This window comes from Mesorhizobium sp. WSM3868, assembly GCF_002294785.1.
In the GTDB taxonomy this organism is placed as follows: domain Bacteria; phylum Pseudomonadota; class Alphaproteobacteria; order Rhizobiales; family Rhizobiaceae; genus Mesorhizobium.
On record NZ_NSGB01000013.1, the window covers coordinates 36,191 to 51,990 of the forward strand.

Sequence of the window (15,800 nt, forward strand, 5' to 3'; positions counted from 1 at the left end):
AGGTGATCAAGGCCTCCGACGTCATGGCCGGGACTGGCTGGCGACTTGAGCGCTGGCAGCGCTCAAACCGGGCCTTAAACCGCGATCGGCGCCTTGATATTAGCGTCCGCAAAATAGTTCTCGAGGCGGAAATCCTCGAAGCGGAAGGCAAAAAGATCCTTCACATCCGGGTTGATCCACATCGTCGGCAGCGGCTTCGGCGTGCGCCGAATCTGCTCGCGCGCCTGCTCGAAATGGTTCAAGTAAAGATGCGCATCGCCGAGCGTGTGGACGAAATCGCCAGGCTTCAGGCCGGTGACCTGCGCCATCATCATGGTCAGCAGGGCGTAGGATGCGATGTTGAACGGCACGCCCAGGAAAACGTCGGCCGAGCGCTGATAGAGCTGGCAGGAGAGCCGGCCTTCCGAAACGTAGAACTGGAACAGGCAATGGCAGGGCGGCAGCGCCATCGCCTCCACTTGGGCCGGATTCCAGGCTGAGACGATCAGCCGGCGCGAATTGGGATTCTTGCGTATCTCCTTGAGAAGGGCGGCGATCTGGTCGATCTCGCCGCCGTGCCCATCCGGCCATGAGCGCCACTGCTTGCCGTAGACAGGGCCGAGATCGCCATTCTCGTCAGCCCATTCGTCCCAGATGGTGACGCCGTTGTCGTTGAGATATTTGATGTTGGTGTCGCCGGCCAGGAACCACAGCAACTCGTGGATGATCGACTTCAGATGCAGCTTCTTGGTGGTGGTGACCGGGAAGCCGCGCGAAAGGTCGAAGCGCATCTGGTATCCGAACACCGAGCGGGTGCCGGTACCGGTGCGGTCGCCGCGATCGGAGCCGTTCTCCAGCACATGCTTCAACAGGTCGAGATATTGGCGCATCGGCTCGGCCTCGATTCGGATGACAAGCGATCATAGCCGACTGGGTGTCGGTCGAATACCCAAAGCCTAGAGATGTCGATCCGGCGCCGAAAAATCCACGGCGCCGGCACGTTGCCATGCCGGCTGCCGATGGCCTTGCCTCACAGAGAACCCAGTTTGCCCAGGTCCTTCGCCACCAGATAATAGAAGGTCACGCGGCTCTTGGTGTTGTCGGCGGCCATCGCCTTGCACGCCATCTCGATCGAGGCGTCGGCCTTCTTGGCGTCGGCAATCCCAAGCTTCTTGGTCACCCAGTTGTCCCGGACCCGCTCGAGCTCCTTCGGGTCCGCGCAGGAGACCAGGGAGGAATCGCGGTTCCTGAGCGCGATGCCAAGATGCTTGACGATCTTCTCGACCGCATCGGCGCTGGCGCCGGCATCGTATTTCTTCACATCCGCAAGATAGTCGGCCATGAAACTTCCCCTCGTCGGCGCCACGGATCCGATCGATGAGGCTTGTGGCGCGCCGCGCAACTTGTGCGCTAGGTCAGATATTCCTCATCGCCGGGGGAGCTTCGATTGAGTAGACGCGCAAGTCAACCCTCGGCTGTCGGGTTTGGCGCAGGGGACAAGCCTCGACTTGGCCCTTTCATTTTCCGTAACCGCTCCCTATATTCGCTTGGTCGGCTTGACCGACTATGGCGATAAACAGGCGATGAAATAAGCCGTTCGGACCCGGGGGCGGTACCCGGCGCCTCCACCAAAAACCGCTCTTCCAAAGGGAGCGGCTTTTGCTGGGGGCGAAATAGGATCGACGAAGGTGTAAAGATCGTACTTTTGCCCGGCATTGTACCACCGTCATCGGGCTAAACTTATAGTTGCCAACGACAACTATGCGGAAGCTCGTCTCGCTGCTTAATGCAGTGCGAACGCTTCAAATCAAGCCCTAGGGGTTCGCACTTCTAGGCGGGGTTCGGAGGTACCTGGCAACAGAAACCTCCACCTTCCCCCTCGTCTTCTTTCCAAGTCAATTGAATGGCCAAGGCATGCTTGGCGCGCCTGCTTGCGCTCCTGCCTGAGCTGAAAAAGGCCGGGCAATCCCGGCCTCGGGCAATCCCGGCCTCTTCCAATTTATATCCGCTTCTTACTCGGCAGGTGCTTCGACCGCTTCGCGCGCACGGCCGAGCGTCAGCTTGGCCAGCATGAAAGAAATCACCGCGCAGAGCGTGATGCCAGCCACCATCGGCAGCGGCGTGCCGTCGAAGAAGAGGCCCGCCACGCCCATGGCCAGCGCGCCGATGGCGAAGTGCAGCGTGCCCATCAGCGCCGATGCCGTGCCGGCGATCTCGCCATGCTCTTCCATCGCCAGCACGGAGGTGGTCGGAATGACCAGGCCAAGGAAGCCGTAGCCTACAAAGAGCAGCGCCGCCATCACGTCGAGCCGGTCGACACCGGATGCCATGATCGCGAACAGCGCCACCATCACCGTGGCATAGCCGGTCACCGCCACCCACACGACCGGCTTCAAGCCGAAGCGATCCGCCAGCATCCCGGTCAGCTGCGACATGCCGATGAAGGCGACCGCGTTGATCGAGAAGAACACGCTGTAGACCGACGGCGACAGGCCGTAGTGGTCGATCAGGATGAAGGACGAACTCGACAGATAGACGAAGAAGCTCGCAATGCCGAAGCCGGCGATCGCCGTCAGGCCAAGGAAGTTGCGGTCGCTCATCAGGTAGCGGTAACCGGCAAGTGCCGTGCCGAAGGACGAGTTGGCGCGCTCCTCCGCCGAACGCGTCTCTTTCAGCGAGGTCGCGAGCAGGATGGTGGCTAAAGCGGCGGCGCCCGTCACAGTCCAGAACACGGCACGCCAGCCGAAGCTCTCGATGATCTGGCTGCCCGTGAGCGGCGCGAGAATAGGCGACACCGAGAACACCAGCATCAGCAACGACATCAGCTTGGCGGCCTCATTACCAGTGTGGAGGTCGCGGACGATGGCGCGCGGCACTGCCATGCCGGCGCTGGCGCCGAGCCCTTGCAGGAAGCGGAAGGCGATCAGCCACTCGATAGTGGGCGCCATAGCCGAGCCGACGCCGCCAACCATGAACAGCGCGAGTCCGACATAAAGCGGCAGCTTGCGCCCGACCATGTCCGAGATCGGTCCGACGACGATCTGGCCGAAACCCATCGACAGGAAGAAGATCAAAAGGCTCATCTGCACGGCGGCGGTGCCAGCCTTCAAATCCGCACCGATCGAAGGCAGTGCGGGAAGGTACATATCGATGGCGAACGGACCGATTGCGGACAACAAGCCTAGCACGACCGCGATGCGGAGGAATTTGGGACTCATGATAAGGGCTTCTTTCGGATCTGGTTGCCGCCGTGGTCCGGCGTCTACCCGAGGACGTTCCATCCCGTGGAACCCCGACATCCGGGATGTGAAATCATCGTCGCTTCAAAGCGCGAATCTGCCGTTTCCCGGGAGCGGACTTCGCTTTATGGTGTCTATAAATTTAGACAGGCTTGTCCAATTCGTCAATCATCGCTATATAGTTTTTTATGAAGGTCGGCGTTTCTCCTGACACTTTCCCGCCACGCAGCCATGAGGCCAAGCGCATATCGGTGGTTGATGCTGCCGCTTCGGTCTTCTGCCGCGAAGGCTATGCCGGCGCCAATATCGACCTGATCGCGGCCGAGGCCGGCGTTTCGCGCCAGACCGTCTACAATCACCATGGCGATAAGGAAAAGCTGTTCATGGCCATTGTGCGCGACCTGACGGAGCGCTGCAATGCCGGCATCTTCGCCACCATTGCCACCTTTCCCGACCAGCCCGCCGATCTCGAAGCCGATCTTGTCGCCTTCGCGGTGCGCATGAACCGCAACTGTATCTGCAATCGCGACGGCCGCTTCCTGCGCAAGCTGATCCAGGCCGAGGGCGAGCGCTATCCCGAGCTTTTTGCCGAGTGGCGCGAACAGGGACCGGGCCGCACCTGGTCGGCGCTTGCCGCCCGCTTCGCGCGGCTGGCCTATGCCGGGCACCTCTCGATCGACGATCCGGACGTGGCGGCGCGGCAGTTCCTCGCACTCGTCAACGCCGAGTTGCAGACAACCTTCATGCTCGGCGGCATACCGACGGAGGAAGAGGTGTTGCGGTCAGCGACCAATGGCGTGCACACCTTTCTGGCCGCCTTCGGCAGGAAGAAAGCGGCAGCCGCCCGGCAGGCCGCCCTCGCCCACGCCTGAGCGATCAAATCGCCGCCAGCCCTCTTGGCCTTAGCTTTCGGCGCCTATATGCGGTTTACGCCGCGCCCAAGCTTGATTACAGCTATGCGGACGATTCAATGGAACCCGACCGTCACATGGCCGACGACCACATCCGCTACGACATTCTGGCCCAGGAGGCATTGCGCGGCGTCATGCGCAAGGTCCTGGCCGAAGTCGCGCGCACGGGCCTTCCGGGCAACCATCATTTCTTCATCACCTTCCTGACCGGCGCGCCGGGCGTGCGCATCTCCTCGCGGCTGCGCGAGCGTTATCCGGAGCAGATGACCATCGTCATCCAGTTCCAGTACTGGGACCTGAAGGTGACCGACACCGGTTTCGAGGTGGGACTCTCCTTTTCCGACGTGCCCGAAAAGCTCGAAATCCCCTTCTCCGCCGTGCGCGGTTTCTATGACCCATCAGTGAATTTCGAACTCGAATTCGACGTCAAGGCGGACAACGCAGCGGAAGACGACGACGCCGCGCCGGCCCCGGAGCTGCCGATCGCGGTCGTGACCGAAAAGAAACCGGAATCGAAGAAAAAGGCCACCGAGGCCGAGAAGAAGCCGGCTGCCGCCGATACCGGCGGCAAGGGTGCCGAAGTGGTTTCGCTCGACGCCTTTCGCAAGAAGTGAGCCGGGGAAATGGGCGAGGTCGTCAATCTCCGCCAGGCCCGCAAGCAGAAAGCGCGCATCGAGAAGGAACGCCTGGCCGGGGAAAACCGGGCATTGCACGGCCGTTCCAAAGCCGAGCGCGAGCGTGACCGGCTGACGTCCGACATGACGGAAAAATTCATGGACGGCCATCGCCGCGAAAAGCCCGGCGATCCGGACCGGCGCTGAGCGCCCGGATGGCCGCTGTCGAAAAACGCTCGGTGACGATTCGCGGCCACCGCACCAGTTTTTCCCTGGAGCAACCCTTCTACGACGATTTGGTGGCGATCGCGACGCAGCGCTCGCTGTCGCTCGCGGCCCTCGTTGCCGAGATCGACGAAACGCGGACCCGTGACGCCAACCTCTCCTCCGCGCTCAGACTCTACGTGCTCGCCTGGGCAAAGCGCGGCGGCAAGGCGTCTTGACCGGCCTCAGACCGGATCGCCGAGGCTTTCCTGCGCCTTGCGCTTGGCGCCGAAGCTGAGCAGGGCCGAACGGTCGCGTTCCTCGGCCTGCTTTTTCGACCGCACCCGCATCAGGTCCTTCCAGCCGATATAGCCGACCAGCCGTGCATCCTCGCGCGAGACGACCGGCAGATGCGAGACGTTGGCCAGGAGCAGCTTGTCTGACAGTCCTTCCAGATATTCGTCGGGATAGGCGAGCGTGACCTTGCTGCCGGCCAAAAGTTCGCAGAGCGTCGTCTTGCGGTGCTTGCCGGCGCGGCGCCAACGCAGGATCGCCGGCGGATCGATGAGGCCGAGCACATGGCCATTCTCGTCGATCACAGGAAAGCTCGGATGGCGCGTGTCCGGCGCGGTCAGGAATGCCGCCGCGCCGTGCAGCGTCATCGTCGCCGGCACGCTCTCGACCTTGGTCGTCATCACCTCGCGCACCCTGGTCAGCGCGAAGGGATCGACGCGGTATTCGCGAACGAGGTGGTGTCCGCGCCGCGCCACCTTTTCGGTCAGGATCGATCGCTTCATCAACAGCACGGTGACGGCATGGGCGGTGGCGCAGGCTGCGATCAGCGGCACCAGCATGTGGGTGTTGCCGGTGAGTTCGACCGCGAAGAAGGTCGCGGTCAGCGGCGCGCGCATGGTGCCGCCCATGGTCGCGGCCATCGCCAGCAGCGGCCAGAAGCCGGGCGTCGCCTCGGGCAGGATACCGGCAAGCACCGCGCCCATCGCGCCGCCCATGATCAAGAGCGGCGCCAGCACGCCGCCCGACGTTCCCGAACCCAGCGCCACCGACCAGACAATGGCCTTGATCACCAAAAGCGTCAGTGCGGCCGCCGCCAGCACATGGCCATCCAACATGTTGGCGATGTTGTCGTAGCCGACACCGAGCGCCTGCGGCTCGATCAGTCCGCCGATACCGACCACCAGGCCGCCGATCATCGGCCACCACATCCAGTGTATCGGCAGCTTCTGGAAGGCGTCCTCGCACGCATAGACCATTTGCGTCAGCAAGCCGGAGAGCAGGCCGGCGGCAATCCCGACCAGCACCCAGCCACCCAATCCGGCGATCGACGCTTCCATGCTGCCCGAGAACGGGAAGATCGGTCCGGGCAGGTGCAGCAAGGTGCGTTCGACCTCGGCGACGATGGCGGCAACGGCGACCGGGATGAAGCTGCGCGGCGTCCATTCGAACAGCAGCAGCTCGACGGCGAGCATGATTGCCGCGATGGGCGTGCCGAACACGGTCGTCATGCCGGCCGCCGCGCCCGCCACCAGCAGCGTCTTGCGTTCATTGTCGCTGACCGGCAGCATCTGCGCGATCAGCGAGCCGATCGCCCCGCCGGTCATGATGATCGGCCCCTCGGCGCCGAACGGTCCGCCGGAGCCGATCGAGATCGCCGACGACAATGGCTTCAATACCGCCACTTTGGCGTCGAGCCGCGAGCGGCCGAGCAGGATTGCTTCGATGGCTTCCGGAATGCCGTGGCCGCGGATCTTTTCGCTGCCGAAGCGCGCCATCAGCCCGATGATCAGCGCGCCGATCACTGGAACCAGCACGGCGGCATAGCCGAGCGGCGTGTCCTCGAGCCTGAGCTCGGTCAGCGTGAACTGGCCGAAATAGGCGATGTTGGTGGCGAGCCTTATCAGCTTCAACAGCGCGATGCCGGCAAACAGCCCGGCGGTCGCGACAACGACTGCGATGGCGGCGATAATGAGCACCCGAGGATCGGTGGTGAAGTCGCGGAGATGGCCGTTTCCGGCATGAGCGGATTTCATTGGGGAGCCTGAGCTTTCTGGCGGCGCGGTGCCGTCCGGTTGTCGGGCGGCTACATATCGTAACACGATATAATTCTTCAAGGCCGTTTTTGGCGGTTGCTCCGCGTCATTTTGGTCATGGATGCGCCAGGCCCGAGCTTTCATAAGAGTTGAGCTTTGGCCGGAAAGGGCGATAAGTCGTGGCATGACGCACCCGAAGAAACCACGTCCCGCCATCAGCCAGGCCGACTATCAGCGGCTTTCGGAGTTCCGCTACCTGATCCGCCGCTTCCTCGAATTCAGCCAGTTGCAGGCGAATGAGGCGGGCTTGACCCCGCGCCAGCACCAGGCGCTGCTGGCGATCAAGGGCTATCCCGGCGGCGGGCCGGTGGCAGTGGGCGATCTGGCGGAGCGGTTGCGCATCCGCCACCACAGCGCCGTCGAACTGGTGAATCGGCTGAGCGAGGCCGGCTTGGTCGCGCGGGATCAAGACAAGGCGGACCACCGCCGCGTCCTGCTGCAACTTACCCCGCTCGCCGACGACCGTCTCGCCGAATTGTCGGCCGCCCATCTCGACGAGCTTGCCCGCATCGAGCCTATGCTCAAGCGCCTGCTTTCGCGGCACGAGCCGGTTTGAGCGCTACATCCAGCGCTGTCCTTCGCGACGTCTTGGGTGTTTTGTTCGCCCGCGATTCCGGGCGGAACCGCTATGCAGTTTTCCTGGGATAATGGGTTTCAACCGCCGTCCAGCGACTTCAGGAGGTTGTCGATCGTGAACGGATTGGACTTGGGCTTCGGCGGCTCTGGAACGGAACCGTCGTTGACGCCGGGAAGCGACTGGTCGACTTTTGGCGCCTGCTCAGCCGCCCTGCGTTCAGCTTCGAGCCTCGCCTGCTCGGCACGCCTGCGATCCGCCTCGGCCTGGGCTTTCGCCGCTGCGGCCTGTTGTTCGGCCTTTGCCTTGGCGTCGGCTTCCGCCTCTGCTTGCGCATCAGCCTCGGCCTTGGCCCGCGCCTCGGCCTCGGCCTGAGCCTTGGCCTCGGCTTCCGCTTTTGCCCTTGCCTCTGCTTCCGCTTTGGCTTGCGCCTCGGCTTCTGCCTTCGCTTGCGCCTCCGCTTCGGCTTTCGCCCTGGCTTCAGCCTCGGCTTTCTGCCGCGCCTCTTCCTCTTGCCGGCGCCGTTCCTCGGCCGCCCGGTCGCGCTCCGTCTGCAGCGCAGCGTAGTAGCGCACCTCGCGCCGCAGCCTCTGCTTCTCGAGCAGCGTCGCCTGCATCGCCTCGACGCGCTGCTGCTCCTTCTCCAGCGCGCGCTGGGTCAGGAACTGCGCCAGCGGCGCACTGTCGAACTGGAGCGACGTCGCCCCGATCTGGCCTGCAAGGTTGAAATTCACAGCCGGTTCGGAACCGACCAGCGCCTCGTCGCCCGGCCGATAGGTGATCGCCCCCTTGGCGGCCACCGTGCTCGTATCGAGGTCGGCGGTGACGTCCGCAGACAGCGTCGCCGCCGGATTGTCGAGGCTGATCGGCGGCGCCCGCAGCGTGCCATTGGCAACTGTGAAGGGGATATCGGTGTTGCCGGCCGCGAAACTTCCCTGTCCGGCGATCTCAGGCGCGAAGCCGGCGGTCTTGGCGGCATCGATGTCGCGTCCGATTGCATCGGCCTTGGCGATGACGGGGGCAAAAGCATCGGGATTGATGCCGGCGATGGTCAGTCCCTTCAGCGCGGCCGTGCCGGACCCTGACAGGGCAGCGATCATCGCATCGACAGACTTGCCGCTGGTCGACAGCGCGGCCGAAATGTCGCCGCTGCCGCTGATTCCGGCGCCAGGCAGCACTGCGGTAAGATCACTGCCCGCCAGCTTCAACTGACCCGATAACAGGCCGGTGCCGTCCGTGTTCTTGAGCTCGAACAGGCCGGTCAGCGTGCCCTCATAGAGCTTGGCTTTGAGGTCCGAGACACGGATGCCTTCCCGGTCGAGCTTCAGCGACAGCGTCGCGTCATGCGCGGTCGCGAACGGTCCGGCGGCAAGGGCCGCCGTGTTGAGGTCGAGATCGGCGCTGAACGGCAGGGTCGATTTCCGGCTGAACGGCGTCGTCGGCCAGCCACCGTCCTTCCCGGCGAGGAAGGACTGGTCGCCGAACAACGAAACCGCCAGCGGATCGAGGTCGAGCTCATCGAGCGCCAGCGCGCCGGCAAGATGCGGCAGTCCGTCCTTCATGTCGGCGTTGACGTCGCCGGACACAGTCGCCTTGTTGACGGCGCCGCTGAGCCCGCTCAGCACCAGAAGCCCATTGCCGAAGTCGGCATCGCTGGCGAGCGAAGCCGACGTGCCGGTGCCCATGCCGGGCAGCCCGACACCTGTCGTCATCAGCCATGGCTCGATATCGGCGGCGTCGAGATTGACCTTGCCCTTGGCGGTGGCGCCTTGCCCTGTCTCGGCTATGGTCCCGTCAAAGCTCGCCCTGAAATCGTCGGCCGTCAGGTTGAAGCTGGTTGCCAGACCGCCGCCCAGCGAGCCTCTGGCCGTGATATCGGTGGTGGCCTGTCCAAGCATGCCGAGCGGCAGCGCCGGCAGGCCGTAGAGTGCAAGCAGCGTAGCGGCGTTCTCGTTCCTGGCATTGAAGGTGATCGACACCGGCGCATCGGGAAGCCGATCCCGCGTCCCCCTGCCCGAAAGCGAAGCCGAGAAGGCGGAACCGCCGGCCTTGCCTTGCGCGGAGAGCGCGAGTCCGGTGGTGCCGTCGCCATTGTCGGCGGCACTTGTCACCAGGTCGATCCGGGCGTCCTGGAACAGCTCCGGATAGGCAGCAGCACGGGCAGCCAGGCCTTTCAGAACCTGATTGTCCGGATAATGCTGGGCTGCGACATCTATGAGCGGCTTGAGATCGACGGCCACCACGGATGCGTCGAGCTTGCCGGTCGGGCTTTCCGGAAAATCCTTGATGCGCCCGGTGGCGCTGATCGAGGCGCCGGCGAGCCCTCCGACCGAGAGCCGGTCGATCTCGAGCAGGCCCTCGCGCAGCCTCAACGCCGTATCAACTGTATCGGCGGTCAGCCCGGCGGCGCTGACCGGGCCCGCCTTGATCTGGAAATCGAGGTCGCGGTCGGAGAAGCGGTTGGCGCCCTTGTCGCTGACAAAGATCGAGGCGAAGGCCGCCAGCCCATCGACGTCGAGCTCGCCGCCCTCCAGCTGCATCAGCACCGAGGGCCTGGCGCCATCGGGCTGGCTGGAATCGATGCGGCCGGAAAATTTCGCCTTGCCGAGGATCAGCTCGAGGTCGCTGAACGACTGCCGGTTCTCGCTGAGATCGACCTTGGCCTTGAAGCCCGCCGCCGGCAGACGGCGGATCGCGTCGTCGACATCCTTCGACAGCCAGGCGGCGAAACCGGACGGCTGTCCGACGGCAAGCAGCAGGGATCCGGTGAAGCCGAAATGGTCCTCGACGTTCAGCATGCCGTCGGCTTCAAGCGTCGCCCGGCCCGGCAGTGTCGCGGCGAGCGACTTCACCGACCAGCCGCCTTCGGCCGGCTCCGCCGAGAGCCGCACGTCGCGAACCGTGGTATCGCCCGCCACCACCGCCGGGAGCCTGACCTCGACCGTGCCCGGTATTGTCGGCTTCGGCATGTGCTGAAGCGTCTGCTCGAAAGCCGCGATACGCTGGTCGAGCGTCAATCCGGCACCTGCGGATGCGCCCACCGCCTCGTCGAACTGCACCTGCGCGCCGCTCGCTTCGATCGAAAAATGCGGTTTCAGGCCGAGATCGACCGAGGCCTTGCCGTCGGCGGTATAGGGGTTGTCGAGCGGTCCGGTCTCGAAGCGGAATTCATCGACGCCGAGCTTCTGATGGTCGAGCGCGAATTTGCCGTTCAGCCGGAAGCCGGGATCGGGCTTGCCGGCGCTGACCTTCACGGGCTCGCCATCAGTGCCGCGCAATTCGGCCGAGCTCCTGTCGGCCCCATTCTTGTCAGAGGCCGAAACTTTGAACTGACCGGAATAGACCGCCGCGCCTTTGACGATGCCGGCATTGCCGTCCGTCTCGATGATGAGCGGATAGGCATCCGGGTCAGCTTTGAGTCTGACCCGCATCTGGCCGTCGGCTTCCGTTCTGCCGGTTGAGGCCGAGACTTCCGTGCGCAGGCCGTCGAAGCGCAGCGAGCCGTCCATCCGCCACGGGCCGGCGAGCGACTTTGCCGAAACGGTCGAGTTGATCTCGGAGATGAAATGGCTGCGCCCGCCGGCGGCATGGCGCAATTCGATCTGCCCTTCGGTCACCGTCAGCTTCTCGATCGCGATCTGTCCGGGATCGAAGGGCGTCGACGGCCGGATCGCCCAGTCGACCGTGCCGTCGCCGGCAACATCGATGGTCGCCTTCGGATGCACCAGCCGCATGTCGAAGATCAGCAGTTCGCCGCGCAGGAACGGCGCCAGCTCCGCGTCCATGGAGAAGGTCTCCATCGTCATCGCCGGCTGTCCGCCAGGGCCGCCTGCGACCTCGACATTGGAGAAGGTCACCGAAGGGAATGGCAAGAGCCGCGCGGTCGCGTCGCCTTTCACGGTCACCTTGCGGCCGAGGATGGTGCTCGCCTCGCGCTCGAAATCGGCGCGGTAGCCGGTCCAGTCGATGAAATACGGCACCACCAGCGCCGCGCACAGCACCAGCACGAACAGGCCACCGAAGATCACGAACAGGCGAGCGAGCATCGGCCCCAAAGCCTAGGATTAAAGTCAGCCGCACTCTACCCGCATCCGCGCGGCGATAAAGAGGCAATTCGGCTGCAACCCTCGGCGTCTAGGCTCTCGGCAAGATCTTGCCGGGGTTCATGATGTTCAGCGGATCGAGCGCCTGCTTGATCGTGCGCATGACGTCAACGCCATGGCCGAGCTCATGGCGCAGGAAGCCGACCTTGCCCTGGCCGATGCCGTGCTCGCCGGTGCAGGTGCCTTCCATGGCGATCGCCCGCATGTTGAGCCGCGCGACGAATTTTTCAGCGAGTGCGATCTCCTGCGGGCTGTCGACATCCATCAGCACCAGCACGTGGAAATTGCCGTCGCCGGCGTGCCCGACGATCGGCGCGATCAGGCCCATTTCGGCAATGTCGGCTTCGGTCTCGGTGACGCATTCGGCAAGCCGGGAGATCGGCACGCAGACATCGGTCGAAAGCCCCTTGGCACCGGGACGCAGCGTCAGCGACGACCAGTAGGCGTCGTGCCGCGCCTTCCAGAGCTTCGTCCGCTCCTCGGCGACGCTGGTCCACAGGAACGGTCCGCCGCCATTCTCCTCGGCGATCATGCCGAAAGTCTCGGCCTGTTCGGCGACACCGGCGTCGCTGCCGTGAAATTCGACGAAAAGGCACGGGCTCTCGGGGTAGTCGAGCTTCGAATAATTCTTCATCGCCCGCATCTGCAGCGCGTTGACCAGTTCGATGCGCGCCACTGGGATGCCCATCTGAATGGTCGCTATCACTGCGTTGCATGCGGCCTCCAAGGTCGGGAACGGGCAGACGCCGCCGGAGATCGCCTGCGGAATGCCCTGCAGCCTGAGCGTCAGTGCTGTGATGATGCCGAGCGTGCCTTCCGAGCCGACCAAGAGCCGCGTCAAGTCGTAGCCGGCCGAGCTTTTCTTTGCCCGCTTGCCGGTCGTCACTGCCTCGCCGTCGGCCATCACCGCCGTCAGCGACAGCACGTTCTCGCGCATCGTGCCGTAGCGCACGGCATTGGTGCCCGACGCCCGTGTTGCCGCCATGCCGCCCAGCGAGGCATTGGCGCCGGGGTCGATCGGGAAGAACAGGCCGGTGTCGCGCAAATGGCGGTTGAGATCCTCGCGTGTCACTCCGGGCTCGACCGTGCAGTCGAGATCCTGCGGATTGACCGAGAGGATGCGGTTCATGCGAGAGGTGTCGATGGAGATGCCTCCGCCCGGCGCATTGGTGTGGCCCTCGAGCGAGGAGCCGACGCCGAAGGCAATGACCGGCACACGATGCGCGGCGCAGGTGCGCACGATCTCCTGCACCTCCGGCTTGGTTTCGGCGAAGACGACGCCGTCCGGCGCCTGGGTAGGGATGTAGGTGGTGGTGTGCGCATGCTGGTCGCGGATCGCCTCGCCGGTCTGAAAACGCTCGCCGAACCGCTGCTTGAGGATGCCGAGCACGGCGGCGATGCCTTCCTCGTTGCGCTCGACGGGGTTGAGGTCGCTCAAAGCCATGAATTCCTCCGCGAATGGACCAGCGGCCACTCTTGTAATGCAGCTATGGATGATGCCTAAAGCAATTCCAGGAAAAGAGTGAAGCGGTTTCCGTGCGGAATTGCGCCAGAACAAAAGTGAACCTCACCAGCCAGGCCCTGTCCAGCGACGATCAAGGAAAGCCAGATGACGATGCCCGCGCCGATCATTTCCAGCCCGATGGCGATCGAGAAGGACTGGATCGACTATAACGGCCATCTCAACATGGCCTATTACAACGTGCTGTTCGACCGCTGCTCGGACGAAGCGTTCGAGCTGATGGGCATGGGACCGAACTATGCCAAGGATCGCCGCCTCACCATCTACACCGCGGAAGTCCATGTCTGCTACGTGCAGGAGCTTCACCTCGACCACAAGGTGAAGGTCTCGTTCCAGCTCATCGACCACGACGAGAAGCGGCTGAGGGCCTATCAGGAGATTCGCCACGTCGATGGCTGGCTGGCCGCGACGTCCGAGCAGCTTGCGCTGCATGTCGACATGGCCGGGCCGAGGGTCGCTCCCTTCCCGGCCGATGTGATGGCACAGGTTGAAGCCATGCGCGCCGCCCACGCCGCGTTGCCGATGCCGGAGCGTGCCGGCCGTTCGATCGGCATCAAACGCAAGAGCGCTTGAAAACCCGCACACCCGCGTTAACCTTACCAAGGTTTTAACGTGAACAAGCCGATTGAGTCTGTTGAACGACTCAGTGGCGCGTTCGAAAACCGCCGCACCGGGTTTACGCGCGGGCGGCAGGCGGAATGCGGTGCGAGGACAGTGCATGAAAACCGACATCAAGGTCGAAGTGGAGCGGTTGGCGGCCGATCCGCGCATCACCGACTATGATTTCTGGCGATCGTTGAAGAACGTCAACAACGAGATCTTCCACATCGCCAACAACAACGAGCCCATCCCCTTCGACATGATCCGCTGGCGCGCGATTCTCAAGCAGGCGCGTATGAGACGCGGTCACACTGAGCCTTCAGCGCTCCCTTAAATTGCCAAGCGGCGAGCGCGCCTCGACCGGCGACGACTGTATGATGGCGGTGTTGGTCATCGCATATGGAATAATTTTGTCGATCACCCGCTCCAACTCGGCCACCGAGCCGACATGCGCGAGCGCGATGAAGCAATCCTCGCCGGTCACCCGGTCGCATTGGGCGATTTCCGGCAGGTCGCGGATGATGCCGGCCACGACGGCAAGCTGCCCCGGGACCGGCCGGATTCGCAGCCATGCCGACAGCTTCATGCCGAGCGCCGCCGGATTGATCTTCACCGTATAGGCTTCAATCACGCCATTCTCCTGCAGCTTGCGAATGCGTTCGGCCACGCTCGGCGCCGAGAGCCCGACGGCGCGCGCCAGCTCCGCCGTGCTGGCGCGCGCATCCTTTTCCAGGAGTCGCAGGATCTTCAGGTCCGCCGCATCCAGCTCGCCATTTTCATTTCGAAGGCGTTTCAAATAATTCTCTTTTCTTCAGAAGGTGAACGGTGATCGAAACCGTGCATCATCCATATAAGTCGCGAAGTTCGCCTGCGATAATGACCTTATGAATTCTGAAGCGCAAGTTCGTCCGACAAACCGGGCCGGCAGCGACACCGACGCTGCACGCCCTGCCCTCGCCGGACTGGCCGATGCGCTGCCGCCGCATGTCTGGTTCTGCGTCAGCGCGATCTTCCACTATCTCGGGCCGGCCTTCGCCGTGCTGCTGTTCGCTCAGGTCGGCGTGCTCGGCATGGCCTGGCTGCGCATCGCCACGGCCGCGCTCGTCTTCGCGCCGCTTACCAGGCCATGGACGGTTTTCGCGCGCGCCGACCGCTCGGCCCGCCTGCTGCTGTTGGCCTTCGGCGCCTGCCTGGCGGTGATGAACTGCGCCTTCTATCTGGCTCTAGACCGCCTGCCGATCTCGCTGGTCGCCGCGATCGAATTCGTCGGCACTATTGGCGTCGCGCTGGTCGGCCTCAGAAGCCCGCGCAATTTCGCGGCGCTCGCCATCGCTGTCGCCGGAACGTTGCTGTTGATCGATGTCAAATGGTCGAGCGAATCCGTCGGCCTGTTCTGGGCTTTTCTCAACGGCGCGCTGTTCATCGGCTATATCGTTTTGGGCCACCGCATCGCCCGGACAGGCCTCGGCGTCGCCGGCCTCGGCACCGCCATGGCGATCGCCTTCCTCGTCGTGCTGCCGGTCGGCCTCATCGAGGCGCTGCCAGCCTTCTCGGCGCCGCAACTGATGATCGCCGGTATCGGCGTCGGCATCTGCTCCTCGGTCATCCCCTACATTTGCGACCAGCTCGCCATGGCGCGGCTGCCGCGCGCGAGCTTCGCGCTCATGCTATCGCTCTTGCCGCTCACCGCGACCCTGATCGGCGTCGTCGTGCTCAGGCAGGTTCCGAGCCTCACCGATTGCCTCGGGATCGCGCTGGTTGTGGCGGGCGTCGCCATGCACAAGCCGGCGCCGGAGTGATCCGCCGCCGTCGAGGTGTGTTGAGATTCAGGTCAGGCCGAGCCGAGAATGGTGGATTCCGAGAACCGGAGCGGAGCGTACTTTGAAGTACGTGAGCACCGGAAGCGCAGGAAGCCGCCATTCGCAGGCCGGGCTCACCTGAATATC

The 15,800-nt window shown here is 63.9% G+C and carries 15 protein-coding genes and 1 other RNA gene; 9 read left to right on the top strand and 7 right to left on the bottom strand.

Annotated features, from left to right (window positions below):
- Positions 1 to 74 precede the first annotated feature (74 nt).
- Together CK221_RS20250 and CK221_RS20255 are read right to left on the bottom strand one after the other, a co-directional pair.
- Complete coding sequence (locus tag CK221_RS20250; protein ID WP_095779009.1) at positions 75 to 869, bottom strand: thymidylate synthase; 795 nt, start codon at positions 867 to 869, stop codon at positions 75 to 77.
- A gap of 140 nt (positions 870 to 1,009) precedes the next feature.
- Positions 1,010 to 1,321, bottom strand: a complete 312-nt coding sequence (locus CK221_RS20255) for a DUF2853 family protein (protein ID WP_095779010.1) — start codon at positions 1,319 to 1,321, stop codon at positions 1,010 to 1,012.
- A 169-nt stretch (positions 1,322 to 1,490) separates the two neighbouring features.
- Between CK221_RS20255 and ssrA the strand changes: the two genes are divergently transcribed.
- Positions 1,491 to 1,851, top strand: a transfer-messenger RNA (tmRNA) gene (gene ssrA / locus CK221_RS20260).
- A 140-nt stretch (positions 1,852 to 1,991) separates the two neighbouring features.
- Here the strand turns inward: ssrA and CK221_RS20265 are convergent.
- Positions 1,992 to 3,197, bottom strand: coding sequence for a multidrug effflux MFS transporter (locus CK221_RS20265; protein ID WP_095779011.1), 1,206 nt, complete (start codon positions 3,195 to 3,197; stop codon positions 1,992 to 1,994).
- A gap of 209 nt (positions 3,198 to 3,406) precedes the next feature.
- Between CK221_RS20265 and CK221_RS20270 the strand changes: the two genes are divergently transcribed.
- The 4 genes from CK221_RS20270 (at position 3,407) to CK221_RS20285 (ending at position 5,186) form a co-directional block, all read left to right on the top strand.
- Positions 3,407 to 4,090: a TetR/AcrR family transcriptional regulator gene (locus CK221_RS20270; protein ID WP_095779012.1), complete on the top strand. Its 684-nt coding sequence runs from the start codon at positions 3,407 to 3,409 to the stop codon at positions 4,088 to 4,090.
- Between the two features lie 116 nt (positions 4,091 to 4,206).
- Positions 4,207 to 4,743, top strand: a complete 537-nt coding sequence (locus CK221_RS20275; RefSeq protein ID WP_066990875.1) for an SspB family protein — start codon at positions 4,207 to 4,209, stop codon at positions 4,741 to 4,743.
- 9 nt (positions 4,744 to 4,752) lie between these two features.
- On the top strand, positions 4,753 to 4,950 hold the full coding sequence (locus CK221_RS20280; RefSeq protein WP_066990872.1) for a DUF4169 family protein: 198 nt from the start codon (positions 4,753 to 4,755) through the stop codon (positions 4,948 to 4,950).
- An 8-nt stretch (positions 4,951 to 4,958) separates the two neighbouring features.
- The gene (locus CK221_RS20285; RefSeq protein WP_095779013.1) at positions 4,959 to 5,186 is read left to right on the top strand and encodes a ribbon-helix-helix domain-containing protein; all 228 of its coding nucleotides are present in this window, start codon (positions 4,959 to 4,961) and stop codon (positions 5,184 to 5,186) included.
- A 6-nt stretch (positions 5,187 to 5,192) separates the two neighbouring features.
- Here the strand turns inward: CK221_RS20285 and CK221_RS20290 are convergent, their stop codons facing one another.
- A complete protein-coding gene (locus CK221_RS20290; protein ID WP_095779014.1) occupies positions 5,193 to 6,995 on the bottom strand; it encodes a chloride channel protein in 1,803 nt (600 codons plus the stop codon).
- A 184-nt stretch (positions 6,996 to 7,179) separates the two neighbouring features.
- Here CK221_RS20290 and CK221_RS20295 point away from each other — a divergent pair, with 184 nt between their 5' ends.
- A complete protein-coding gene (locus CK221_RS20295) occupies positions 7,180 to 7,611 on the top strand; it encodes a helix-turn-helix domain-containing protein (RefSeq protein WP_095779015.1) in 432 nt (143 codons plus the stop codon).
- A gap of 98 nt (positions 7,612 to 7,709) precedes the next feature.
- Here the strand turns inward: CK221_RS20295 and CK221_RS20300 are convergent, their stop codons facing one another.
- Both CK221_RS20300 and CK221_RS20305 read right to left on the bottom strand, forming a co-directional pair.
- On the bottom strand, positions 7,710 to 11,675 hold the full coding sequence (locus tag CK221_RS20300) for an AsmA family protein (RefSeq protein WP_095779016.1): 3,966 nt from the start codon (positions 11,673 to 11,675) through the stop codon (positions 7,710 to 7,712).
- 88 nt (positions 11,676 to 11,763) lie between these two features.
- Positions 11,764 to 13,176, bottom strand: a complete 1,413-nt coding sequence (locus CK221_RS20305) for an FAD-linked oxidase C-terminal domain-containing protein (protein WP_095779093.1) — start codon at positions 13,174 to 13,176, stop codon at positions 11,764 to 11,766.
- Between the two features lie 165 nt (positions 13,177 to 13,341).
- Here CK221_RS20305 and CK221_RS20310 point away from each other — a divergent pair, with 165 nt between their 5' ends.
- Both CK221_RS20310 and CK221_RS20315 read left to right on the top strand, forming a co-directional pair.
- Complete coding sequence (locus CK221_RS20310) at positions 13,342 to 13,827, top strand: thioesterase family protein (protein WP_095779017.1); 486 nt, start codon at positions 13,342 to 13,344, stop codon at positions 13,825 to 13,827.
- 145 nt (positions 13,828 to 13,972) lie between these two features.
- Positions 13,973 to 14,188: a hypothetical protein gene (locus tag CK221_RS20315; RefSeq protein WP_066990849.1), complete on the top strand. Its 216-nt coding sequence runs from the start codon at positions 13,973 to 13,975 to the stop codon at positions 14,186 to 14,188.
- Here CK221_RS20315 and CK221_RS20320 read toward each other — a convergent pair.
- Positions 14,174 to 14,650: an Lrp/AsnC family transcriptional regulator gene (locus CK221_RS20320; protein ID WP_095779018.1), complete on the bottom strand. Its 477-nt coding sequence runs from the start codon at positions 14,648 to 14,650 to the stop codon at positions 14,174 to 14,176. The two genes, CK221_RS20315 and CK221_RS20320, sit on opposite strands and share 15 nt — an antisense overlap.
- A gap of 88 nt (positions 14,651 to 14,738) precedes the next feature.
- On the opposite strand from CK221_RS20320, the gene CK221_RS20325 reads away from it, so the two are divergent.
- Complete coding sequence (locus CK221_RS20325) at positions 14,739 to 15,653, top strand: DMT family transporter (protein ID WP_095779019.1); 915 nt, start codon at positions 14,739 to 14,741, stop codon at positions 15,651 to 15,653.
- Positions 15,654 to 15,800: the final 147 nt, after the last annotated feature.